This is a genomic window from Rossellomorea sp. DA94 (assembly GCF_029834455.1).
In the GTDB taxonomy this organism is placed as follows: domain Bacteria; phylum Bacillota; class Bacilli; order Bacillales; family Bacillaceae_B; genus Rossellomorea; species Rossellomorea vietnamensis.
The window spans coordinates 2,674,423-2,698,097 of record NZ_CP122397.1; the positions used below are offsets into that span (position 1 = coordinate 2,674,423).

The window sequence follows — 23,675 nt, forward strand, 5'->3', positions numbered from 1 at the left end:
CCTCCCCCTACCCTATAAACTTGATATCAGGGCTTAAGATGTAACGGGCTTCTGTCGTCTCCTCTATATCCTTCAATGTGTATGGATTGAATATCTCACGCAGAATTAATTGATCACCTTCACGTGAGAATACAGCACGGTCGGTGATGATCATCGAAACACAGCGCCTGGCCGTTAATGGAAGGGTGCATTCCCTTACGATCTTGCTGCCGCCATTTTTGTCTAAGTGGGTCATGAGTACAATGACTTTCTTTGCTTTAGAGGCTAGTTCCGTTGCCCCTCCCATCCCCGGGACCTTTTTGCCCGGGATGATCCAATTGGCAAGATCCCCATTTTCACTGACCTGCAGGGATCCAAGTATCGTAAGATCGATCTTCCCCCGGCGGATCATGGCGAAAGCGATGGAGCTGTCTGTATAACATCCCCCCTCCACTAACGAAACCGGGAACCCCCCGGCATTGCACAGATTTTCATCTTCATTTCCTTCCAAGGGTACAGGACCGATGCCGATGATTCCATTTTCAGATTGAAAAATGACTGGAAATCCTTGAGGAAGGTGATCTGGAACGAGGGAGGGAATACCGATCCCGAGATTCACAATCATATTTTCTTTCACCTCAAGCGCTGCACGTTTTGCCATCTTTTCCTTCAATACGTTTCCCAGGCCCATTTCCAATCGACTCCTTTAGACAAGACGATATGATCTACAAACACTCCTGAAGTGACGATTTCCTCGGGATCCAGCTCTCCGTAAGCAACCACTTCCTCCGTCTCGACAATCGTCACATCCGAGGCCATGGCGATCAGGGGATTCGTATTCCTTGCGCTCTTATCATAGACAAGGTTCCCGAATGTATCGGCTTTCTTCGCATAGACAATCCCCACTTCAGCAACCAGTGCCGCCTCGAATACAAAACGATCACCCTCTACCTCAACGAATGTCTTCCCCTTATTCAAATAGGGGTCATCCACCCCGATGTCGCTTATGATCCCTTTTAATCCCACTCCGCCTGCCCTGATTCTTTCAGCTAAGATACCTTGTGGGGAGAATTCAACTTCAAGCTTCCCTTCACTCATCAATCTTCCTGCAATCGGATTAGATCCTATGTGTGAAGCAATCACTTTCCTCACTCGATTCTTAGCAACCAATTGACCGATGCCGATGTGAGGGAACCCTGTGTCGTTTCCGATGATGGTAAGATCCTTCACACCCCACTCCACAAGATGCTTTATCATGCCAGGCGGGGAGCCAACCCCACCAAACCCTCCAAACATCATCGTCATTTCATCATGAAAAAAGTGGCGGATTCCCTTATAGTCGCTCAACTTATTGTGATGTGCGGACATCTACGTCACCTTCCAATTATCTGCTGCCATTTGAAAAGTCCTTCTCAACCTTTTAACCATCTCCTCAAGCTCTCTTTTCGTACTGTTCAATGGCGGTGCCACCATGATGGCAGAGCCCTTCCTGCCATCAATTCCAGCTGAAGCAGGGTATAACAATATCCCGTTATCCACTCCATTCTGCACGATGAAAGACGTAAATCCCGCACCCCGCTCATCAAATTCAATCCCCCACATGAGGCCCCGTCCCCTGATGTCCTGAATAAAGGAAAATTCTGTCCTGCATTTTTCCAGGAGATTCTTTAAATAGGTCCCTTTCTGATCGACACCTTCAATGATCTTTTCTGAATCGATCAGCTTAAGTACGGCCAATGCCGCAGTGGCAGACATGGGGTTCCCACTAAAGGTATGGCCGCTCATGATCACTTTACTTCCCTGTACGATCGGTTCCATGATCTTTTCTGAAATGAGGGTGGCAGCAATCGGGGCATATCCGGCACTGAGACCTTTACCGACAGCGACGATATCTGCCTTGACCCCCCATTGTTCCAAAGCTAAAAAAGTTCCCGTCCTCCCACATCCGGTCATGACTTCGTCGGAAATGAATAATATGTCATGGGCTTCACAGATTTCTTTAATCCGCTCATAATATCCCTTTGGAGGAGTGATAGCCCCCCCTGCTGCTCCGATGATCGGTTCTGCCATAAATGCAGCTATGTTCTCAGCGCCAATCCTCGTAATCATGGTATCCAGTTGGGACGCACATGCCAAACCGCATGAAGGGTAAGTCTTCCCAAATGGACAGTGTGCACAATAAGGGGGTTCGATGGTTGGCCAGTCCCCTAAAAAAGAATCAAACCGTTCCCTTCTTGATGGATGGCCTGAAGCAGATAATGCCCCAAAGGTGATGCCGTGATAACTGAGCCACCGTGATAATATCTTTCTCTTCAGGGGCTTCCCTTTCTCCTGCCAATGTTGAATGGCGATCTTGATGGCTGTTTCCACTGCCTCTGATCCACTATTGACAAAGAAGGTCCAGGGATAACCAGTTTTATCATTCAAAAAGGAGGCTAACTCCTCTGCCGGCTGATTGCTGAACTGAGACCTGTACACAAAAGCCACTTTGTTTCCTTGATTCACGATTGATTGAAGGATTTCTTCCATACCATGTCCCAAATTTGCCGTCACCGCTCCAGAACAGGCATCTACGTATTCATGTCCATCGGTGTCATACAAGAAAACACCCTTTCCATAATCGATCGTTGGATATTGCTCCCCAATCAACGGTTTTATTAAATGCGAATGAGGCATTGTTCCCCCTCCTGAAAGAATCAGATTCGTACTCTCTTTCGATTCGCTCATCTGGATGCTCATAAAGATTTCCCATACATTATTCATATGTGTGAAAAGCCGAATCTTTCATTTTTTATTAAAAAATCATCTTATCTTTGGATTTTCCCGGAAATCAGGCAATGATCGAAAGAGAGTTTCCTTTTTTCTATGATTGAAATATACTAAAATTCTCAAAAATTCGACAAAATTTCTGCAAATTGACTAGATATATTAGGTCGATATGTATAAAATAATGGTAAGTTCATCCTTTGATGCTACTTTTTTCTTTATCTTCAGGAGGGGAAACGGTGAAAAAAACGAGAGAAAAATGGCTGAAATCGCCAAAAAGAAAGAAAATGAAAAAAGAAAGACCAAAAAGAAGTTTTGGTATATTCTCATACTTTCGTACTATAAGAGGGAAAGTCGTCCTGTCATTCGGCCTTTTGACCATTGTCCTGTTGGTCCTAGCGTCTACTTCTTATCTCAATATGATGAAGCTCCAGAAAGAAATCGACACGCTGATCACATATGATATGAAAGTCGATACCAACTTAAAGGATCTTTCAAAAGTATTAAACGATATCGAAATCGGGGAGCAAGGGTTCGTGATTACAGGTGCAACTGGTTTTCTTGCACCCTATCAAAATGGAAAAAAAGAAGTGGAAGGCCAAATCAAAGATTTACATTCACTTTTGAAAGATGACCCGGAACAGCTTGAGAAGATGGGAAAAATCGAAGCACAGTACGGTTTCTGGATGCAATTTGTTGATCGGGTGATCGAGACCAGGAAAGATAAAGGCCTCGAAAAGGCTGCGAACCTTGTCGAAACCGGAGTCGGTAAAAAATATCTGGACGGGATCCGCTCATATGTAGATATGATCGTCGTCGACCAGCAAAAAGATCTGGATGCACGGATCGACTCCCTGACCCGCCAAGTCCAACTGTCGCAAGTCGTCACCATCGGCTTATCGGCATTCGCCGTTCTATTGGCGGTATTCTTTGGAATCATTTTATCTCATACGATTAAAACCAATACAAAGAAAATCAGTACATCCATTTTGGAGATTGCCAATGCAGGTGGAGACTTAACGAAACGGATCCATGTTAAATCAAAAGATGAGCTGGCTGACCTGGCGTCGGATACGAATCAGCTTATCGCAGGGATCGCATTGCTTGTAAAACAGGTTTCAGAGATGGCAGAAAATGTATCTGCAAGCAGCCAGGAGCTTCTCGCATCTGCAGAGGAAACATCGCGCACAATCACGTCCATTGCGGAAACATCGAGTGAAATTGCCGCTGGAAGCGACCAGACGACACATCGCATGTCCTCTTCATTAGAGAAGATGAACAGCTTGGAGGAAGCCGCCCGCTTCTTATTCAACCAGGCAGAACTTGTCAGACAAACCGCTTGTGACATGAGAGTCGTTGCTGAAAAAGGTGGAAAGACTGTCCATGCCTCTTCAACTAAAATGATGAGCATTGAAGAAACCATGTCCAATACCAGTGAAACCGTTGAAGCCCTGGGACAACGTTCAACACAGATCACCACTATTATCGGAACCATCACTGACATTGCCGAACAGACCAACCTTCTCGCTCTGAATGCTGCCATCGAAGCAGCAAGGGCAGGGGAACACGGCAGGGGATTTGCAGTTGTAGCAGATGAAGTCAGAAAGCTTGCTGAACAATCCCGCCAGGCTGCCAAGGGTGTAACGGAAATCGTCCACAGCATTCAGGAAGAAGTCAATATCATCATCAAGCAAAACTCCGACGGGGTGAAGGAAGTCATCGCAGGAGTAGAAATCACCAATGAGACCAATGCATCACTTGAAGATATCCTGAGCCAAACGACGAAAACAACAATAGTCGTGGATGAAATGGTCGACCATATTCAGGAAACACTGAATCTCAGTCAAGAGGTGGCCACTTCATTTGCCCATGTCAATGAAATTGCCGAATCTACCGCATCTAACACTGAAACCACTGCAGCTGCATCAGAGGAAGGATCCGCTGCCATGGAACAAGTCACGGCAAGTGCTTCTGAACTTTCACAGCAAGCTGAAAAACTGAAAGAATTAATTTCCAGCTTCAAAATATAATCCAAAAAGAGCTGTCTAGCGACAGCTCTTTTTTTCATCATTATTTTCAACTATCCTCTAAACGGATTAATGTCCGCAGTAACAAACGGCTCCAATAATAATCAACAGGATGAATAACACAACGATTAACGCAAAACCACTACCGCCACAACCGGCAACCGGATAAGCATATCCACCTTGATAACATGGATCACAGCCATAACCATAGTTCATACCTATCTCTCCTCAAAAAATTATTTATTTACCTTATACTCTATGTCATTCACCTAGAATGTGTTTGTGCATCCGCCCATTTTTATTTCATGAGACTTCTTTACGCATATCTTATGAGGGTCATTCAATGGATCATTTTTATTTTTTGCTTCATTTACCAAATTCAAAATATGGGCATTCCTATCCCACCGAAAACTTATCCCATAAAAAAAAAGACCGGCATCTTCGCCGGTCTTTCCACTTACAATTATTTTGAAGAGATTTCCAATACTTCTTCCTGTCCTGCCGTCACACTAGTCACGTCTTTTTTCACAAGATCTCCCATGTCATCACCGTTTGTGATGATGATAGGTGTGATGGTGCTTTTCGCTTTTTCTTTTACAAGTTCCAGGTCGTACGTGATCAATGGATCTCCGATACTCACTTTTGAACCTTCTGAGATATGGGCTTCAAACCCCTCACCGTTCATCGAGACCGTTTCAAGTCCAATATGGATGAGGATCTCAGCGCCGTTTTTCGCTTTGATTCCAACTGCGTGTTTAGTCGGGAAAAGCTGCATGATTTCACCGTCTACTGGGGAAACGACTTTTCCTATCGTCGGATCGATGGCAATTCCATCCCCCATCATTTTTTGTGAAAATACAGGGTCCGGCACTTCTTCAAGCGATTTCACGGTACCTGTTAAAGGTGCTACAGCATTAACCGTTTTAGGTGCTTCTTCTTTTTTGCCAAAAAGCTTTTTAAGCATCAATATTCACCTTCCTCTTCATATTTTTATATACACATATGTAACTCAAAGTAAACATGAAAAGTCTATTTTAGCACATATGTGAATGTTTTCACAGTAATTCATTATGTTAGAATAACTTCTTGTATACCCCGTAGCCTTCCTCTTCCAATTTCTCGACGGGGACAAATCTGAGTGCTGCAGAATTGATACAATACCGGAGTTTTGTCGGACCGGGTCCATCATTGAACACGTGACCCAGATGAGAATCGGCCTCTTTGCTTCTAACTTCCGTCCGGACCATAAAGTGACTTCTATCTTCTTTTTCCGAAACCTCTTCTTCATCGATCGGTTTGGTGAAACTCGGCCAACCGCAGCCGGCATCATATTTGTCCTTCGAGCTGAAAAGAGGTTTACCTGACACGACATCCACATAGATGCCCTCTTCGAACGTATTCCAATACTCATTTCTAAACGGCGGCTCCGTCCCATTATTCTGGGTGACATCATATTGCTCGGGTGTCAGCTTTTTCTTTAAATCATCTTTACTCATTCTTATCCCCCCAATGATTTTCAATGAATGCAACTCTTCCAGATCCCCTGCTGTATCGTTGATAATGACCCGGGTTCTTTTTGTAATAGTCCTGATGGTATTCCTCTGCAGGATAAAATTCCTTGGCAGGTAAAATCTCTGTAGCAATTGGCTTGGAAAAGATCCCTGACTTCCCGAGCCTGTCCTTTGATTCCTCAGCAAGTCTCTTCTGCTCTTCGTCATGGTAAAAAATGACCGTTTTATACGATTGGCCCCTGTCAAAAAACTGACCGCCGGGATCCGTGGGGTCGATTTGCTGCCAGTACAGTTCCAATAACTTTTCGTAAGGAAAAACGGAGGGGTCATATTCGATTTGAACAGCTTCATAGTGCCCTGTCGTTTCTGAACATACTTCTTTATAAGATGGGTTTGGAACGTGTCCCCCTGTGTATCCGGATGTCACACTTCCGATTCCGGGCTGTTCATCAAATGGTTTTACCATGCACCAAAAACATCCTCCGGCAAACGTGGCTTTTTGATACATTTCAGTTTCTGACATGCTCGTCATCCTTTCCATAACATTCTCTTTCACTATTCCCTTTGTATGCGATTTTAACGCATTCCTGTTAAAAAGGGAAAGCAATTAGCTTGAATCAAACCTCACCATGATTAAAAAAAAGAGCGCCCACCAAAGGGTCACTCTTTTCGTCCTTTATTTAAGCTTTCTCTGCTTCCCTATACTTTTCCACTTCTTTCGTTCCAAAGATTCTAACCGCTTATTTCCCCGTCTTTCCATGTAAGCGATTTCCCTTTGCAGCTTCTGATAGTGTTCGAGCCTCTCCTCTGAAAGACTTCCTTCTTCAATGGCCATGCGAATCCCGCAGCCTGGTTCATCTTCATGCTGGCAGTCATTGAATCGGCAGTGAAGGGCTAATTCCTCAATGTCATGATATTGTGTGGACAATCCTTCCTGCCCCTGCCACAATTGGATTTCTCTCATCCCCGGTGTATCAATGATCGCAGCACCATTTTCTAACAGGAACAGTTCCCGATGAGTCGTGGTATGCCGGCCTTTGTCATCGGATTCCCTTATTTCCTTTGTCTTCTGGACATCATCTCCTACAAGAAGATTGGTCAGTGTGGATTTTCCCACTCCTGAAGAACCAACGAGGGCGACGGTTTGCCCCTTATTAAAATAAGGCATCAGGTTCTCTATCCCTTCCCGACTGACGGCACTTATGGTAACGACTTTCACCCCAAGCAAAGTATTCTCCACTTCTCTTTTCTTTTCTTCTATATCGGAACACGTGTCCGATTTTGTCAGGACGATGACAGGATTTGCACCGCTTTCCCAGCATAGAAGTAAATAGCGCTCCATCCGTTTGCTATTGAGATCATCGTTTAATGAAGATAGGATGAAGACTGTATTGATATTCGCGGCGATGATTTGCTCTTCTGCTTCATTTCCTGCTTTTTTCCTCGAGAATTTACTAATCCGTGGCAGTACTTTTTCAATGACCGCCCCTTCCTTGCTTAGGAGTACCCAGTCACCTACTGCGGGTAGATCTTCGCGCTGAATGGTGTCAAACCTGAGTTTCCCTGAAATCTTACTTAACACTTCCCCTGTTCGTGTCATGACCATAAAGGCACCCCTTTGTTCAGTCACAACCCTTCCCAATATAAAGCCTTCTTCTGTCAGGTGGTTCATCATTTCAAAAACTGTTTCTCTCGTATTCAACTTGTTTCCTCCCAAATAAAAAAATCCGTTGCGTGGTTCGACACGTCAACGGATTTTTCACGAAAGAAGAAATGAAAAAAATCAAAGAATCCCGTTTAAAGTGAGTTGACGTGCAGAACCGATATTATACATATTTACATTAGCCTTTTGCTCAATTAATGATAGGTTCATATGACATCACCCACTTTCTCAATTAGTACTTTTATTATCCAATATTTTCATCCGGTTTGCAAGCTATATTTCTGATTTTTATAAAAATAGGTGTTTTCACCATTTTTTCTCCCCGGCATATTCTATTGTGTTAATACTGTTAAGGGAGAGATACGGATGAGCCAACATGATTATTTGACGAAAGCTGCGATGTATGACTTGTTATCCGGTTATTATAAATATTCCGATCCGTCCATGCACGTTCATTACTACCAGAAGCACCTTAAATATATGAGGCTTGCCATGCAGGCGCAGCGAGCTGACATGACAACCTCTACACAGCCTTCGTACGTCCGTGTGTTACATGCCGTCCCTGATGCACCGAATGTTGATGTATATGTGAACGGAAATCGTGTATTACGGGATGTAGCCTTCAAGGATGTGAGCGATTATTTAACTTTACCAGCCGGAAAGTATCATATTGATGTCTATCCTGCAGGTACAAGTGTGACGACAGTCATTAGTAAAAAAGTGAAAATCGATCCAGGAAAGATCTACACTCTCGCAGCTGTTGGAACACTGAATAAAATGCAATTACTTCCTTATCTGGATGATCCAACAGTGCCAAGCGGAGAAACAAAGGTAAAGTTCATTCACCTTTCCCCTGATGCCCCGGCAGTCGATATAGCTGTGAAAGGCGGGGATGTTATATTCCCGGATATATCCTTTAAACAAGCCACCGATTATCTTGGGTTGACTCCAATGACCGTCAATCTCGAAGCAAGGGTCGCCGGAAGTAAAAACAGTGTACTGAGCGTTCCGAATGTGAAGCTGAGCCCAAATCAGGCATACACGATCGTTGCCGTTGGATTAGCCAATGGAACACCGGAACTTGAAGCTCTATTGCTGAAAGGATAGAGTCACAGCATAAAGAGGTTTACCATACAAAAAAGGTGACTCCAGAAGGAAGCCACCTTTTTCTTATTGAGCACGGTCGACAGGGACGAGTAGTCTGAAAGAAATATTATCTTCTTTCAAATCAAATTTGTTTGCCCGTACTTTCACATCACTCTTCAGTTTCATGTCTTGCAGTGAGACGTAAATCAATTCATCATTGGGTTGAATCTTTACCCAATCCGGAAAATTATAAGAATCTCTGATCACTTTCAATACATAGTTGACCGGAAGATTCAGTGAACCTACTGAAATGGATTTTTGTTTTAAGAGAATATCCCCATTATCCAACGCCTTCGGTTCAAAACTCAATTTAAAGTCCAGATCTGAAGTAAAGACAGGGACGGATCCCAGTAGTTCAACATCATCCTTGAGCTGAACATCGTAATCCACCGGCCCTTTCATCCCTTCTTCTTCAATATAATGTTCAATGATTAGATTTAAATCTTTCTTGTTGGTCTCTACATTAAATCCAACTTGTTGATCTGTATTATTGTTGTTGTCAGGCAGTGCATCATCCTTTACAGGCATAAAGATCATGGATACGATGATGACGAATCCAAGTATGATCATACCTAAAAGGACAAAGAACCCCACCTTCCATTTGTTCTTCATGACGGCTGCTCCTCTTCCTCAACAGAATCTTTTCTATCTGTCAATGTAGCTAATGTTTCCCCTTTTGCAAGATCCGTAAACATTCGGTCTGCGATCAGCTTATACCCTTCATCATTCGGATGAAAGTAGTCTTCATACAACAAAGTATCCCCTGCATCGATAAATAAGTCCTCGATTTTCACGAATAACGTCTTATCATAACCCGTCAGTATCTGTATGCTTGCTTCATTCCAATTATGAATCACCTGATTGACTTCATCAATATCCGAAAACCAAGTATTAAAAGGATTATACAGACCGACCAGGACAATGCCTGCATCGGGGTTATAACTTCTGATCGTTTCAATGATCTCTTGTAACCGGAGTTGATATTGTCGTTTCTCCTCCTGGAATACCTCTAACTTCAAGTGTGATAAATTTTCACGAAAAATTTTCATAACATCGTTTCCACCGATGGTGATCATCACTAAATCAGATTCTTTAATGGAAGATTTCACATCTTCCTTCTTCAGTCTTTTCAGTAGTTGATCGGTACGGTTTCCCCTTACTCCGTAGTTATGAAACTGGGCATCCTTAACCCCATCCAATGTTTCGAGACTTTTTTCCAGATAAGGAACATACCCACCCTTTTTCGTACTGTCACCGACACCTTGAGTCAATGAATCTCCTATTGAAACCACCTTCAAGTTTTTCGGTATAAATGTTTCATTGGGACTTTCTTTATCCCACTTGGATACTTCCCTTGTAATATGATCAGCAGCATCTTCCAACGAACACCCTGCCAGGAAAAAAACAAAAGCGAGCATGAGAATGGACATTTTCTTCATATGTGTCACCTCGCTTACTCTTTTAATTATTATATCACGGTTCTTCACCTGTAAAACATTAATACACTCATCCATCGGTCATCGCCAATCCTGACGGCTCGGTCCTGATTGTAAAGTAGAAAAAACTTCCTTTATAAATTGTCCGTAATGGAATTGTTTTGCAATTTTATGAACCCGCCATGGTTCCTTATCCGTTGACTTCCTGAAATCCCCGACACTTTGACCAAATGTACAGCCCGTATTGACGGCCACCCGTATCGGGACTTCCTCGAATATCATCTTCCCTCCATCGGCAAGGGCCCACATGGCCACTAGATCATGAAGGGGACTTCCAGTAATATCCGGATACGTCTTCTTATAAAACCCGTAATAATAATCAACCATTGGTTTAATGATCTGGCCAACTTTATCATTTGATTTCAGATAAAATTCGTGTAGTTGATCGATCATTAGGGGAGTTATGAGTGCATACATTGTAACATCCAAAGGTATGAGGTGAATTTTCTTCGGGGCAAGCTGAATCAGGATATTCGCGGCATAAGGATCTCCATAGAAATTGGCTTCTGCGGTCGGGGTGACATTCCCAGGAACATTGAAAGCCCCACCCATCACATAAAATTCTTTGACTTTCTTCATCGTTTCCGGGTACAAGATGAAAGCAGTGGCCAATGAGGTCAATCGGCCGGCAGAGTAAATATAGAGTTCTCCTGCGTATTGATTGATGAGTTCCTTGATTTCATAGAAACTTTCACTTATGTCGGAAGGGTCGAATGCCATCTCATCCGGGACGATCGGCCCGAGTCCAGCCACCCCATGAACTTCCGGATAGAAATTCGGCCGGGTACCCGTCAAGGCAGAGACTGCACCCCCAATAACCGGGATATCGGTTATCCCCGTAATGCTTTGCAGGTATTTTACATTTTTCAATGCGGATTCTCTGGAAACATTCCCATAGTCCGAAACAATCCCAACAACTTCAATCGTATCGCTATAGTAAGCATACAGTACTGCGACGATATCATCGATTCCAAAATCTGAAATCACCAAGACTTTTTTTTTATCAGACAAGCACATACACTTCCCTTCATCAAACATCCTCTAATAAGGAGGAAATGCTGTCGTTCAAGATTCTATCTGAGCCTTTCTTGCCTATTATATTTCTATGATATGTTGATTGTAGTTATGAGGTGGCAAGAATATTCATAAAATCAACCATAACATGGACGAACCCGTGATGGTTACCATGCTACAATAACTATATATCTAAAATGAAAGGTGATTGGAATGAAGAAAAATCTCTTTTTGTATTTCACATGTTTGATTGGTTTATTAGGATTACTTGCCGGTTGTTCAAGTGATCAGAATGAAGATCCTCATAAGGACCATACTGCGGCAAACGGGGACATCAGGGAAGAAACCGCTTCTGTCGACACCCTTCCCTCATTTCTTGACGATAAGGATGACAATATGAGACTCATCTATTCCTCGGCAGCTAAAAACCCTGATCTCCTAAAATATATTCCTTGTTATTGCGGGTGCGGGGATTCAGCCGGGCACGAAAGCAACCTGAATTGCTTTGTTTATAAAACGGAGGGGGACAAAGTGGTGTGGGACGACCACGGTACCAGATGTGAGCTTTGCTTGAAAATCGCAGCTGAATCCATCGTAAAATATAAAAATGGCGAGTCCATCAAGCAAATCAGAACATTCATTGATGAACAATATAAAGAAGGCTACGCAAAGCCCACCCCGACTCCGATGCCATCATGATAACAGGCAGCAGGTTTACCTGCTGTCTTTTTCATCCAAAAAAAAGACGAAAGGATCAATTCCCCTTCGTCTTTTTTCATTAGTCTGTGTAATACATGAAACCGATGGCCCCGATACCTGTATGTGTACTGATGATAGGCGTTGTCGGTGCGATTTCGATTTGATCGTATCCTGTTTTCTCTATGATCTTGGCTTTCAGGTTTTGAGCGAGATTCATCCCATCCGCATGGACGAGTCCAACTCCCCTTATGGTCTTTCCTTTCACATCTTCCACAAATTGTGCCGTTAAATACTTCACTACCTGTGAGTGACTTCGAACCTTTGCAACCGGAGTATACTCTGCTCCTTCCAGTGATGCAATCGGCTTGATATTGAGCAGGGAACCGATCATGGCGCGCCCTTTCCCGATTCTCCCACCCTTTACAAGGTTTTCAAGGGTATCCACCACGACAAACAACTTGGTGTTGGAACGGATCTCTTCGATGACTTCAAGGATTTCATCCATAGACTTTCCTTCTTGAGCAAGTTTGGCGGCTTCAATCACCTGGAAGGCCAAGCCTTTTGAAATGAAACGGGAATCTACTACCGTCACATCTGCTGAAGACATTTCCGCAGCAGACTCTGCCGATCGAACGGTCCCACTCATATTACCGGTCATATGTATGGATAAAACGCGTGATCCATCGTTACCTAATTCATCATACAGTTCAACAAATGACCCTGCAGGCGGTTGAGAACTTTTTGGTAATTCTTTCGAGGCCTTCATTTTTTCTAAGAAGCTCAAAGGTGAAAGATCTACTCTATCTAAGTATGTTTCTCCATCAATTGAAATGGACAGAGGAACCACATGAATATCCAATTCTTTTACGACTTCATCAGATAAATCAACTGTCGAATCTGTTACAATCTTAATTTTGGTCAATTTTGCCACATCCTATCTCCCATATCATTAGTATTATATCGTTAATCGCTGAGGATTTAAATAGATAGTAAGCATTTAACTCATTGGACATGAATCGATATATAAATGCCGGGATAAGCCCCTAACAGAATGGAAGTCATATAAAAAGGTCTGATCCATGGGCATATCTATGCCTCCAGGATCAGAACCCCGCAAAACTTATGCATTATTCTTTAACTCTTCTGATTGATAAATTTCTTCGTACTCTGACCATTTCGTCGTTCTCTTTAAATGTTCTCTAAAGCTGAAGATGGTCTTAGGCCCATGATGATTCATCACTTTCGTGATAAATTGATGCAGCCTGAGATTTACCCTTAGGTAGAGAGGGCTGTCTTTCTTCAATACAGGAACTTCTGAGATTTTGACCTTCCGTCCATACTTTGATTTGAACTCGATGGTTTTGGTAAGCAAAGTATCAATCCTCTTTTTCACCCGTTTATGCCTATATTATACCCTATTTACGTCCGCATAAAATGTCAAACCGTGCAAAAGTATGAAAATTTTTTATCCTACAGATGATACCGGAACAATGCATTCAGAGGTGTCATGTTTAGGAGAGTTCACGTAGGTGGACACCCGGTAACCCTCCATCATTTCACGTGGGAGTGGCTTTAATACGGATGCAGCCTGATCAAAGGAATATTCATCGGTGTTGAGCCATTTCTCAATATCTTCACTGTTTGTTAGCATCACAGGCATTCTTTCATGTACATCTTCAACCAGAGAATTGGCTTCGGTTGTCAGAATGGTCGATGTGGTGACCTCCCCATTCCTGTCCCATAATCCGGCAAAAACAAATGGCTGTTCTTCTTTCAATTTGAACCTTATCGGAATCCTCCCTGATTCCTCCTTCTTCCATTCATAAAAACCGTCAGCAAAGATCACCATCCTTCTTGAATGCACAAGGGATTTAAAACTGGGTTTGACAAGGAGCGTTTCACTACGGGCATTGATCAATGGCTTCCACTTAGAAGCGTCAGCCCAATGGGGAACAAGCCCCCATTTGATTTCACCTGCCCTCCTCTTCCCCTTATGAGAAATAAGGGAAAGGACGTTCTGGGATGGAGCGATATTGTATCTCGGCTGCCAGTCTTCAAGAAATTCATCAATCAAATAGAGTTTTACCAATTCTTCCAAGGGGGTCGTCAAAGAAAATCTACCGCACATATTTGGCACCTCATCATCGTTTCTTTACTTAGGAATATACATCATTCCGCACTCGAATCCAACCATAACACTTTACTCCTTTACTATGTTGATGATTGCACAATAGCTTAAAGAGGATTATCATGAATACATGAGACTCGTTAAGCGATCAATTTGACGATCGTAGAAAGGATGAAACCACCTTGACATATGATTTCGATTTTTCAAATTGGAAAGAAGAAGTTGCGAACGCCATCACCCATGGTATCGGATTGATTCTCAGCATTCCGGCATTAGTGATGTTAATCATTTTTGCCGTTCACGAAGGGTCTGCCTGGCATATCGTCAGCTTCTCGATATTCGGAGCTTCGATGATACTTCTTTACTTATTTTCGACACTTTTGCACAGCTTTAAGCCTTCTAAGGTGAAAAATTTATTTGCGGTATTGGATCATTCGGCCATTTATGTTCTGATTGCAGGAACGTATACGCCATTTATGCTTGTCAGTGTGAGAGGCGCATTAGGATGGACGTTATTTGGAATTGTATGGGGTCTTGCCATAGTGGGGATCGTGTTCAAGTGTTATTTTGTTCAACGCTACCAAGTGGTATCCACCCTATTCTATCTTGTGATGGGCTGGCTCGTGATCATTGCGATTAAACCACTTTATGCCAGTTTAACAGGTGCAGGATTCGGACTTCTCTTAACAGGAGGGATCATGTACTCCGTTGGTGCCATCTTCTACGTGTGGAACAAGCTTCCTTATAATCACGCCATCTGGCACCTGTTCGTCCTTGCCGGCAGCGGTTTTATGTATTTCTGTATCTTGTTCTATGTGTAAATTCATCATTCCAATGGATAAAAAGGTCCAGCGTCTGGCTGGACCTTTTTTATTATGCTGCGATTCTCATTTCGTCCAAGGCAGCCTGTATGATTCCTTGAACCTCGATTGATAACTCCTTTACGTCTTTATCCGCTATATACGCGGAAGAAAGGGAGGGGAGGACTTCGACATATATGTCGCAGGGCTTGATGCCGAGTCTTTGTTTTTCAAACATGTCGGCCGTCCCCTGTATGACGACCGGGACGATCGGCACGGCGGCATCCTTCGCCATCCGGATCCCTCCTGTCTTAAATTCCTTCAACGCTCCACCCTTGTTTCTGGTACCCTCAGGAAAAATTAAAAGGGAGTGTCCATTTTTCAGAACCATACCACCTTCACGGATCGACAGCACGGCCTGTCTCCGATTCTTCCGATCAATGAAAATGCATGAAATCATTTCCATCCAACCGCTTATGATCGGCAATTTCTTCACTTCCATTTTTGAAATAAATCCAAAAGGCTTTGGAATGGAACCTAACAGGACAGGAACGTCAAAATCCCCTGAATGATTGGCTACAAACAGGACCGGCCCCGCAGGAATCGCCTCCTGCCCCTTAATATGTACATTGCTTCCGGTCCGTTTCATGATACCTCTGGACCACCTTTTAGGTAGATCATGAACGATCCCGTCCCGTTCCTCGACTGACATATCCCTATCCAGTCTTTTTACCTTTTGAAGTGTCGGGATGCTATATAGAAGATATAGCCCCATATAGATCAACACATACACCATTCTGAACACAGTATGATCCTCCTTGATTTTCCTTATCTATTATACAGGATACGATTCGTCAGGAGAATAAAAAAAGGGGAAGCCCATTATGATCTGAGCTTCCACCGGACAATCATCTATTTTCTTTCATAGATCCTGAATTCATAGTCGTAAGGATTCTTTTCGTCCCTTACACCCTTTTCTGATGAGATACAAGTGAATTCTTCCCATGGAATGGCCGGCATGGTCGTATCCCCTTCAAATTCATGATGGATCTGTGTGACATATAGTCTTTCTACATGGGGGATGAATTGTTTATATATTTCTCTTCCACCCATGATAAAGATTTCTCCGCCATTTTCTTTAGACCACTCCAGAATTTCTTCAACAGAATGCATCACAAGGCAGCCTTCTTGTTGAAATGCTGTATTTCTGGTCAAAATGACATTTTCACGATTTGGCAGCGGCTTACCGATGGAATCGAATGTCTTTCTCCCCATGACGATGGCATGTCCGTTCGTCGTTTTTTTAAAGAATTTCAGATCCTCAGGCAGTCTCCAAGGTAATGCATTATCTTTCCCGATCAGCTGATTCTGATCCATCGCCCAAATAAACGAGATCATACACTCACGACTCCTTTGATATGCGGATGGGGATCGTATCCTTCCAGTTTGAAATCTTCGAAAGTGAATTGGAATATGTCCTTCACTTCAGGATTGATTACAAGCTTCGGCAACGATTTAGGCTCTCTTGAAAGCTGTAAGTTCACTTGATCTATATGATTTTGATAGATATGCACATCTCCGAATGTATGGACGAATTCACCTGCTTCCAGATCACAAGCCTGTGCAACCATCATCGTTAAAAGAGCATATGAGGCAATATTAAAAGGAACACCAAGGAATACATCGGCAGATCGTTGATATAACTGACAGGATAACTTACCATCTGCCACATAGAATTGGAAAAGGCAGTGACAAGGAGGTAAAGCCATGTGATCCACATCGGCGACATTCCATGCGCTGACGATCATCCTTCTGGAGTCAGGATTATGTTTGATCGTTTCGATGAGGTTTGTGATCTGATCGATCGTTTCACCGTCTGCACCTGACCAAGATCTCCACTGATGCCCGTATACAGGTCCCAATTCACCATTCTCATCTGCCCATTCATTCCAGATACGGACTCCGTTTTCCTGTAGATAGGCTACGTTGGTATCCCCTTTTAAAAACCAAAGCAGTTCATGGATGATGGATTTGACATGCAATTTCTTCGTTGTAAGAAGAGGGAATCCCTCCTGTAAGTCAAAACGCATCTGGTAACCGAACGTACTGATCGTACCCGTCCCCGTCCGGTCCTCTTTCTTTGTCCCATTTTCCAGTACATGTTTGCACAAGTCTAAATACTGCTTCACAGTGACCACACCTTTTACTAGTTTATAGTTCTTTAAAAAATCGATATGTTGCGGGTGCCTTTTCTTTCAGTAGATTCCTAGTTTCGGGATTCAAATAGTACATCGCAAATGTTTCTGCAAAATATTCTTCTTTGTATTGAATGAAATATTCTTCACCCGGGAAAACCCGGGGTGCTTCCCTTTTCCAAAGGGGTAGGAATTCCAGCTCATAATATAGATCCGTCAACACGTACCGATCAATGCTATGGGCGAACTCATGAAGTTCCAGATTATATGAGTTGTGCCCTTTTCCTTTCCCGCTATGACCGATCTTTACCAGTACAAGCTTGGAACCACCTATTCCAGGGACATCATCCCACGTGATACTTTTATTAGTGTACCCTCTCGGGGTGACTCCTTTCAAGTGACTTGTGGTAGAAAAATCGGTTAACTTGGTTTGGAATAATCGAATCTTGATATTCTGCGATTCGGCGGACTCCAAGAGCGAGGTCGGAATATGATCCAGTCGTTTGATCATAGCACCGGCCTCTTCTTGATCAAACGTTGACTCTGGTAAGAGGATCATATTTTCCAGTTGCTCACTGGATTGAAGATTTAGCTGTGTTTTAAGGGGTGAGTGTTTTAAGAGGGTACCATCGTAAGTAGCATTTGTATGGGTCCAGAGAATGACAAGAGTGATTATATTCAGAAGGATGATGAAGGTACGTTTCACATTGATCCCTCCTTTTTCTTATGATCCGACAATGATACAATTATTACTATTTTACCATAATGATAGACCCGATTTCAGAGAGTATTATTTCCATTTCTTAAAATGAGCAAAAAAACAAGCACGTTCATCACCGTGCTTGCTTTTTTCTTTTGATATATGGTAAATCAGGACACGCTCATCCATTGAGGTGGGGTGTTTTTGTCCCAAAAAATGCTTCCCAGTTCATGGTGGGCCTGGAAGTTATCGTGCACCGTATGGTAGTGAAAGTTGAAATAATAGCCATCTTTTGGTGGATGGTCTTTTCTTACATGAAAACGAATGATATCTTCACCCGAACGCTCGTCATAAATATGAAAGATCTTTTCTGTTTTAGCATATTGAGGTACTTCTGAAATGGTAAGGGACGTTAAGTCTTCTTCCGGAAACTCTGCTGCTGTATCCGCTATTGCCTTTTCAATCTTTGGAAGGATCAACGATCTGAATTCATCCTCTATGACAGGCTTGATCTTGGTCCCGAATTTTTCATATGCATTTTTTTCTGCTTGTACCAGCATCGATTCGATGAAACCATCATGGGTTAGGGCTAACTCTTCTTCCCTAGTTTCCTCTGGAGTCGATTCCACCGTGGAAGGCTTGCCATTATTTTTGGCAAGGGCATGATTTTCTTCATTCAGGAAGGCCTGTGATGGTGAAACAAGTCCAAATGTCAGGATGGATAGTAAGATAAAAAACGATTTCTTGAGCCAGATCGACATAGATAACGTCCTTTCCTATGTATTACGTCTATTATTATACTACTTCTTACGAGTAAAAAGTGAAAAAGGTTTCATTTTTTTGTAGGATATAAAAATCTTTATGTGGTAGTATATTAATGAGGATACTTTGTAAGGAGGATAACTAGATGGATACTGGAATTATGATCAACATCGGATACATACTTCTGTTAGGTTATTTTATTGTACTGGGATTCACTGATTAATATGTATGGGATTAGACAGGCGATGGATGCCTGTCTATTTTATTGGCTATTTCCGTAATTCATTGCTGCGTTTAAATGGAGCGAGAAGTGGTTGATTTCCGCTCCAGGTGCTCGCTTTCCGCGGGGCTGGCGGTGAGCCTCCTCGGGCTAAAGCCCTGTGGGGTCTCACCTGTCCAGCATTCCCCGCAGGAGCTATTCCTGTGAGGTGAGAATTCATCTATTGCATAAAAAAAGACCCTCCGTTATGATGCAGGTGCTAACCAATCGCTCATAACTAAGGAGGATCTTCACATGCATGATAATCGAAATCAACGTATTAATCAAATTTCTGAAACTACACTGGTTGTTGGTATTGACATAGCGAAGCGGAATCATTACGCCTGTGCCGTAGATGAGCGTGGACGTGAACTCAAGAAAAGCTTTGTCATTCGCCAATCCCTTCAAGGATTTGAAAGCTTTTACGCTACTATCCTAAAGCTAATAAGTATTCATAATAAAAAGGAAGTCATCATTGGTTTTGAGCCTACCGGCCATTACTGGATGAATCTCGCAGCTTTTCTAACAGATCATGGCATTCCATATGTCCTTGTCAATCCTCTTCACGTTAAACAAACCAAAGAGCTAGACGATAACCTACAGAGTAAAAATGATCTGAAAGATGCCCGGGTCATCGCAAAAATGATGCCACAAGGATATTACAGTATGCCAAGGGAAATGACTCAAATCGATTCTGAACTTCGTCGGGGGACGGCCTATCGAGTCCGTTTAAAAGAAGAATCGGCCTCTATTCAAAACCGCATCCGACGATGGATCGACCTTTACTTCCCTGAGTTCGCTTCCGTCATCAAAGGTCTTGGAAAACAGGCTCAAGCTATCTTAAAATATGCCCCTTTACCAGAAGATCTTGTGATCTTCTCGCCTGAAGAGCTGATTGACTTTCTTCAGACAAAGGGTGTTCGCTATCTGTCAAAGAATAAAGTAGAGCGACTCCTTCAAGTGGCAGAGCAGTCTATAGGATTGAAAGACAGTCCTGAAATGGCACGCATGGAAATCAGAATGTTGCTTGACCAGTTATTCATGTATGAATCACAGATCCAAGAGCTTACTGAAAACCTTGTCACCCTTGCCCGCCAATTGCCTGACTTTGATTACCTAACATCGATTCCCGGAATTAGTGAAACAACCGTATTGGAGCTACTCTCCGAGACAGGTTCACTCAAACGTTACAAGGATCCACGCCAATTATTTAAACTCGCGGGATTAACACTGGTAACGAATTCTTCTGGTGAATCAAAGGGTAGAAAAAGAATATCTAAGCGAGGGCGAAGAAGGCTTCGAGCTTTATTGTACAAAGCAGTGTTCCCTTTACTACACTCAAACTCGGCGTTTCGAGCACTTTATGACTACTACAGCAATGATCGCGAGAAACCAGTAACGAAAAAAGAAGCACTTGTGATTCTGTGTCGTAAATTACTTCAAATTTGTCACGGACTCAGCCATTATGAAACGACCTTTGATTTAGAGCGCATGATGCGAGATATGCCTTTCCTCTCTCATCTCAAAGCAGCCTAACTATTTGAATTAGAACGTAGTTCTTCTACAACCCAGACACTGAGAAGCCGGCCCATACACGACTTTCGACGATCTACTGATCAGTCCATGCAGGAGCATACGCTGGCCTCTGCGTTAGGGAAAGACCCAACGAAGGAATGTAGGCACTCGATGCCAGGAGATATGGGAGGGTAAGTCTACCTAAACAAGCAGAGATCAAAAGTGCCCATCACTGAATATAAGGGAGACCCTTCCAGTCTCTTAACGCAACGCGTAAGCGTAAATCCCTTTATTTTGAACAAATAAGAAAAAAAGGGAATGCGTTTATCTAATATGATATTTAAAAAATTTTTAAAAGAGAATAAACCGGTTGTAAGCCCTGATATAATAACCTTTCCCGAGGGAGTCGAGCACCTTCCGCTACAATCAACTGTCCAAGCATACGTTTATCACTGTTACAGATTACAAATCACATTCTGCATAATAATCCCAGCAATCTATGCAATCAAAGCCCTTTATAACCGGATGACGCCAAAATGGAATTTGGCTGATGGCCTTTTTATGACTTCAAAGCCCATTTCTTCGAATAGGGGTGATTGATAGTTTTCTTTTAGTACGACCCGCTTCTTGGCCACTCGTTTCGCTTCTTTTATTCCTTCTTTTGTAACCCCGGTATAGCTTGCCCACTGTCTGATGGGATTAATTCCATGTGAGTCGGTCAATGCTTCTTCAAACATGGGATCAATGTAAACGACGTCGAATGCATCATCCCTGAATTTCTTTAGTTCTTGGTCAAAATGCCCATTCAGGACGTTTATACGTTTCATGGCCCGATTTAACGCAGAAAGCGGGGAGTTCCATTCCTGCAGTCCTTGATGAACGATATGGGCAATGAATTTATTCGCTTCAATCCCTGTTACCGACCCTTCTTCCCCTACGATATGGCTCGCAATGATGCTGTCTGAAGCAAGTCCAAGGGTGCAGTCGAGAAAGCTCATGCCTTCCTCAAGTTCTGCCGCTTCGATGAGTGGATCTTTTTCCCCCCTCATAAGCCTCTTGATTCGGAAGGATGCTGAATTTGGATGGAAAAAGAATGGCTCGCCCTTCCCTTCCCGCGTATGAAGCTCAAGCCGTTCTTTCCCGATGACAAGGCAGTCACCATCAGCTTTTTCCATATGGTGACGGATCGATCTTTTTTTCCTCGGGATATACGGTATTGAAAGGAGATCGGCCGCCTCATGCGCTTTATCTATTACGTTCTGATTGGTTCTTCCACAAGTGGTGACAAACACGTTAGTGATTCTCCTTTGGATATTCATTTTTCTATCATCTTTTCATTATCCTACCACAAACAAAGAGCGGATGACTCTGTCATCCGCTCTTTTATGATGGTCTGTTAACAGTTTTCGTTAAATGCAGTCACCAGATTTGAAATAATGGAAGAAATGTCGTGATCTTCAATTTCTTCCCTGGGGATAAAGTGCACGACCTTTTTTCCTTTTAGTAGAGCCATGGACGGTGAAGAAGGTTCGTAACCGTCGAAGTATTCTCTCATCTTGGCAGTCGCTTCTTTGTCCTGTCCTGCAAATACCGTGACAAGTTGGTCAGGGGTCTTATCGTTATGCATGACGGATTGAGTGGCAGCGGGACGTGCAAGTCCAGCTGCACATCCGCAAACAGAGTTAACGACGACAAGGGTCGTTCCTTCTGTGTTTTCCATGTAATCCTCGACTTCCTCTTCTGTACCAAGCTCTTTAAAGCCTGCTTGTGTCAATTCCTGCCTCATCGGCGTAACCAACTGTCTCATATATTCTTCATATGCCATAGACATGCATAATCAATCCTTTCCTTTTTATTGGTGACGTGCTTCTGTCATCTGTTTCCAAACCGATCCTTTTGCCTCTTCGCCGCCTTCGATTCGTTCAATGGCCATTTTCACCTGAAGTTTCACTTCAAATTCAGGGTCGTTTTCTGCCTCTTTTAAACCAGGGAGGGCAGATTCATCACCGACTTCGTAAAGGAACATGGCCGCGCGCCATCTAACCAGTTTACTCTTATCCTTCAAGGCTGCAACCATTTCAGGAATGGCCGCTTGAAAGCCCAGATCAGAAAGACAGTCACCCGCCGTCCTTCTCACTGTTACGGACCTATCATGCAATCCTTTGTACAGCAATGGAAGGACTCTTTCATCTTCAATCATTCCAAGGTACACAACGGCTAATCTGCGGATCGATACTTTCTCGTCCTCAAGGGCTTTTTGAAGGAGAGGTAAGTCACCCAATGTAGGGTCCTCCATCGCATCCAGTTTCTGATACCTGGTTTCCCATTCCGGCGATTCAAAATCTTCGACGGTCACCTTTTGCTTTTTCTTATAAATGAGTGGTCCCTTGGCATCTGTTGTTTCCTCTGCTTCCGCGATAAGCCCGGAAAGTCTTTCAGAAGGATAGGCTGCCACTAATTCTTCACTCACGTCGCTGCCGATCTCATCCAGATCGCCGTACCGGATGCCGTAATCTTTCCACTTTCTAAGAAGGACGACATTATCCCCCTCTTTTTGGGCCTGACCGATCGCTTCAAGGAATGAAGAAGGCAGGGAAAAACGCTTTTCTTGTTCCCCATCTGTCACCTTTACTTGCATCGGAATTCCTTTGAACATCTGCACACTGACATTCACTTCACCGAAATGTTCCTCCATAGGGGATTCCGTTTTCTCATCGGCTGCATCTTCACCGAAAGCCTTTCTCACCTGTGGCAAAAGCTCTTGCCAATCGAATTTAGCATTCCGTTCGACGGCCAGGAAATCGGCAACATGGTAAACCCCTTTCACACCTTCGATGGCCAGGATCTCTTTGATGACGGGAGGAGCCCCCTCCGCTTCATCTTTTTTATAGTTGTTGCTCTTCCCGGCCTTCATTTCCTGATCGAGAAGAACTTTCATCGTATTCGGACTTGGAGTAGGTTCAATTGATAAAATCCTCAAGACTGTTACCCCTTTCTCTAAACTGTTCGTTTCCA

At 43.2% G+C, this 23,675-nt stretch carries 27 protein-coding genes; 5 read left to right on the top strand and 22 right to left on the bottom strand.

Translation table 11 applies throughout. The features are described 5' to 3' along the window. Nucleotides 1–7 precede the first annotated feature (7 nt). From P8596_RS13910 to P8596_RS13920, 3 genes are read right to left on the bottom strand one after another with little or no spacing between them, the layout of a single operon-like run. Nucleotides 8–670, bottom strand: a complete 663-nt coding sequence (locus P8596_RS13910; RefSeq protein WP_279724167.1) for a 3-oxoacid CoA-transferase subunit B — start codon at nt 668–670, stop codon at nt 8–10. Beyond that, the gene (locus P8596_RS13915; protein ID WP_279724168.1) at nt 649–1,347 is read right to left on the bottom strand and encodes a 3-oxoacid CoA-transferase subunit A; all 699 of its coding nucleotides are present in this window, start codon (nt 1,345–1,347) and stop codon (nt 649–651) included. Before P8596_RS13915 ends, P8596_RS13910 begins: the two co-directional genes overlap by 22 nt. After that, the gene (locus tag P8596_RS13920) at nt 1,348–2,655 is read right to left on the bottom strand and encodes an aspartate aminotransferase family protein (protein WP_224519698.1); all 1,308 of its coding nucleotides are present in this window, start codon (nt 2,653–2,655) and stop codon (nt 1,348–1,350) included. Nucleotides 2,656–2,984: 329 nt separating this feature from the next. Between P8596_RS13920 and P8596_RS13925 the strand changes: the two genes are divergently transcribed. Continuing rightward, nucleotides 2,985–4,775, top strand: coding sequence for a methyl-accepting chemotaxis protein (locus P8596_RS13925; protein ID WP_279724169.1), 1,791 nt, complete (start codon nt 2,985–2,987; stop codon nt 4,773–4,775). Between the two features lie 66 nt (nt 4,776–4,841). Here P8596_RS13925 and P8596_RS13930 read toward each other — a convergent pair whose 3' ends face one another. The 5 genes from P8596_RS13930 to rsgA form a co-directional block, all read right to left on the bottom strand. Then, nucleotides 4,842–4,988 carry a YjcZ family sporulation protein gene (locus P8596_RS13930; RefSeq protein ID WP_079531961.1) on the bottom strand — a complete coding sequence of 49 codons (147 nt, stop codon included), beginning with the start codon at nt 4,986–4,988 and terminating at the stop codon, nt 4,842–4,844. A 247-nt stretch (nt 4,989–5,235) separates the two neighbouring features. Then, a complete protein-coding gene (locus P8596_RS13935) occupies nt 5,236–5,736 on the bottom strand; it encodes a PTS sugar transporter subunit IIA (RefSeq protein ID WP_061811461.1) in 501 nt (166 codons plus the stop codon). Nucleotides 5,737–5,845: 109 nt separating this feature from the next. Then, entirely contained in the window at nt 5,846–6,268 is a 423-nt protein-coding gene (gene msrB, locus P8596_RS13940; RefSeq protein ID WP_061811462.1) for a peptide-methionine (R)-S-oxide reductase MsrB, read from the bottom strand. After that, on the bottom strand, nt 6,261–6,806 hold the full coding sequence (gene msrA, locus P8596_RS13945; RefSeq protein ID WP_159362136.1) for a peptide-methionine (S)-S-oxide reductase MsrA: 546 nt from the start codon (nt 6,804–6,806) through the stop codon (nt 6,261–6,263). The genes msrB and msrA overlap by 8 nt, the downstream gene beginning before the upstream one ends. 153 nt (nt 6,807–6,959) lie before the next feature. Next, complete coding sequence (gene rsgA, locus P8596_RS13950; protein WP_279724170.1) at nt 6,960–7,985, bottom strand: ribosome small subunit-dependent GTPase A; 1,026 nt, start codon at nt 7,983–7,985, stop codon at nt 6,960–6,962. 327 nt (nt 7,986–8,312) lie between these two features. Here rsgA and P8596_RS13955 point away from each other — a divergent pair, with 327 nt between their 5' ends. Then, nucleotides 8,313–9,053 carry a DUF4397 domain-containing protein gene (locus tag P8596_RS13955; protein ID WP_061811463.1) on the top strand — a complete coding sequence of 247 codons (741 nt, stop codon included), beginning with the start codon at nt 8,313–8,315 and terminating at the stop codon, nt 9,051–9,053. A 63-nt stretch (nt 9,054–9,116) separates the two neighbouring features. Here the strand turns inward: P8596_RS13955 and P8596_RS13960 are convergent, their stop codons facing one another. From P8596_RS13960 to P8596_RS13970, 3 genes are all read right to left on the bottom strand, one after another. Beyond that, the gene (locus tag P8596_RS13960; protein WP_224519694.1) at nt 9,117–9,704 is read right to left on the bottom strand and encodes a YpmS family protein; all 588 of its coding nucleotides are present in this window, start codon (nt 9,702–9,704) and stop codon (nt 9,117–9,119) included. Continuing rightward, nucleotides 9,701–10,531: an SGNH/GDSL hydrolase family protein gene (locus tag P8596_RS13965; RefSeq protein ID WP_034758592.1), complete on the bottom strand. Its 831-nt coding sequence runs from the start codon at nt 10,529–10,531 to the stop codon at nt 9,701–9,703. The genes P8596_RS13960 and P8596_RS13965 overlap by 4 nt, the downstream gene beginning before the upstream one ends. 78 nt (nt 10,532–10,609) lie before the next feature. Next, entirely contained in the window at nt 10,610–11,599 is a 990-nt protein-coding gene (locus P8596_RS13970) for a nucleoside hydrolase (protein ID WP_279724171.1), read from the bottom strand. 216 nt (nt 11,600–11,815) lie between these two features. Here P8596_RS13970 and P8596_RS13975 point away from each other — a divergent pair, with 216 nt between their 5' ends. After that, a complete protein-coding gene (locus tag P8596_RS13975; RefSeq protein WP_224519692.1) occupies nt 11,816–12,301 on the top strand; it encodes a PCYCGC motif-containing (lipo)protein in 486 nt (161 codons plus the stop codon). A gap of 79 nt (nt 12,302–12,380) precedes the next feature. Here the strand turns inward: P8596_RS13975 and P8596_RS13980 are convergent, their stop codons facing one another. The 3 genes from P8596_RS13980 to P8596_RS13990 all read right to left on the bottom strand — a co-directional run bounded on the left by P8596_RS13980 (nt 12,381) and on the right by P8596_RS13990 (nt 14,429). Further along, complete coding sequence (locus tag P8596_RS13980) at nt 12,381–13,223, bottom strand: DegV family protein (RefSeq protein ID WP_279724172.1); 843 nt, start codon at nt 13,221–13,223, stop codon at nt 12,381–12,383. Between the two features lie 198 nt (nt 13,224–13,421). Continuing rightward, nucleotides 13,422–13,673: a DUF2535 family protein gene (locus P8596_RS13985; protein WP_034758584.1), complete on the bottom strand. Its 252-nt coding sequence runs from the start codon at nt 13,671–13,673 to the stop codon at nt 13,422–13,424. A 93-nt stretch (nt 13,674–13,766) separates the two neighbouring features. Beyond that, nucleotides 13,767–14,429 (bottom strand): SOS response-associated peptidase, encoded by a 663-nt coding sequence (locus P8596_RS13990; RefSeq protein WP_254651709.1) that lies wholly within the window; start codon nt 14,427–14,429, stop codon nt 13,767–13,769. Between the two features lie 182 nt (nt 14,430–14,611). On the opposite strand from P8596_RS13990, the gene trhA reads away from it, so the two are divergent. Beyond that, nucleotides 14,612–15,250, top strand: coding sequence for a PAQR family membrane homeostasis protein TrhA (gene trhA / locus P8596_RS13995; RefSeq protein WP_279724173.1), 639 nt, complete (start codon nt 14,612–14,614; stop codon nt 15,248–15,250). Between the two features lie 52 nt (nt 15,251–15,302). Here trhA and P8596_RS14000 read toward each other — a convergent pair whose 3' ends face one another. The 5 genes from P8596_RS14000 to P8596_RS14020 all read right to left on the bottom strand — a co-directional run bounded on the left by P8596_RS14000 (nt 15,303) and on the right by P8596_RS14020 (nt 18,885). Further along, nucleotides 15,303–16,025, bottom strand: coding sequence for a lysophospholipid acyltransferase family protein (locus P8596_RS14000; RefSeq protein WP_279727008.1), 723 nt, complete (start codon nt 16,023–16,025; stop codon nt 15,303–15,305). A gap of 116 nt (nt 16,026–16,141) precedes the next feature. Continuing rightward, entirely contained in the window at nt 16,142–16,627 is a 486-nt protein-coding gene (locus tag P8596_RS14005) for a dihydrofolate reductase (protein ID WP_279724174.1), read from the bottom strand. Then, complete coding sequence (locus P8596_RS14010; protein ID WP_254651711.1) at nt 16,624–17,418, bottom strand: thymidylate synthase; 795 nt, start codon at nt 17,416–17,418, stop codon at nt 16,624–16,626. Before P8596_RS14010 ends, P8596_RS14005 begins: the two co-directional genes overlap by 4 nt. 22 nt (nt 17,419–17,440) lie before the next feature. Beyond that, a complete protein-coding gene (locus P8596_RS14015) occupies nt 17,441–18,130 on the bottom strand; it encodes an anthrax toxin lethal factor-related metalloendopeptidase (protein WP_254651712.1) in 690 nt (229 codons plus the stop codon). Between the two features lie 164 nt (nt 18,131–18,294). Further along, nucleotides 18,295–18,885 carry a YpjP family protein gene (locus tag P8596_RS14020; RefSeq protein WP_254651713.1) on the bottom strand — a complete coding sequence of 197 codons (591 nt, stop codon included), beginning with the start codon at nt 18,883–18,885 and terminating at the stop codon, nt 18,295–18,297. A 515-nt stretch (nt 18,886–19,400) separates the two neighbouring features. Here P8596_RS14020 and P8596_RS14025 point away from each other — a divergent pair. After that, on the top strand, nt 19,401–20,681 hold the full coding sequence (locus P8596_RS14025; RefSeq protein WP_279724108.1) for an IS110 family RNA-guided transposase: 1,281 nt from the start codon (nt 19,401–19,403) through the stop codon (nt 20,679–20,681). A gap of 494 nt (nt 20,682–21,175) precedes the next feature. Here P8596_RS14025 and P8596_RS14030 read toward each other — a convergent pair whose 3' ends face one another. The 3 genes from P8596_RS14030 to P8596_RS14040 all read right to left on the bottom strand — a co-directional run bounded on the left by P8596_RS14030 (nt 21,176) and on the right by P8596_RS14040 (nt 23,640). Next, on the bottom strand, nt 21,176–21,952 hold the full coding sequence (locus tag P8596_RS14030; protein ID WP_279724175.1) for a class I SAM-dependent methyltransferase: 777 nt from the start codon (nt 21,950–21,952) through the stop codon (nt 21,176–21,178). Nucleotides 21,953–22,056: 104 nt separating this feature from the next. Next, a complete protein-coding gene (locus P8596_RS14035; RefSeq protein ID WP_224519683.1) occupies nt 22,057–22,491 on the bottom strand; it encodes a BrxA/BrxB family bacilliredoxin in 435 nt (144 codons plus the stop codon). Nucleotides 22,492–22,512: 21 nt separating this feature from the next. Continuing rightward, nucleotides 22,513–23,640 (bottom strand): conserved virulence factor C family protein, encoded by a 1,128-nt coding sequence (locus P8596_RS14040; RefSeq protein WP_279724176.1) that lies wholly within the window; start codon nt 23,638–23,640, stop codon nt 22,513–22,515. Nucleotides 23,641–23,675: the final 35 nt, after the last annotated feature.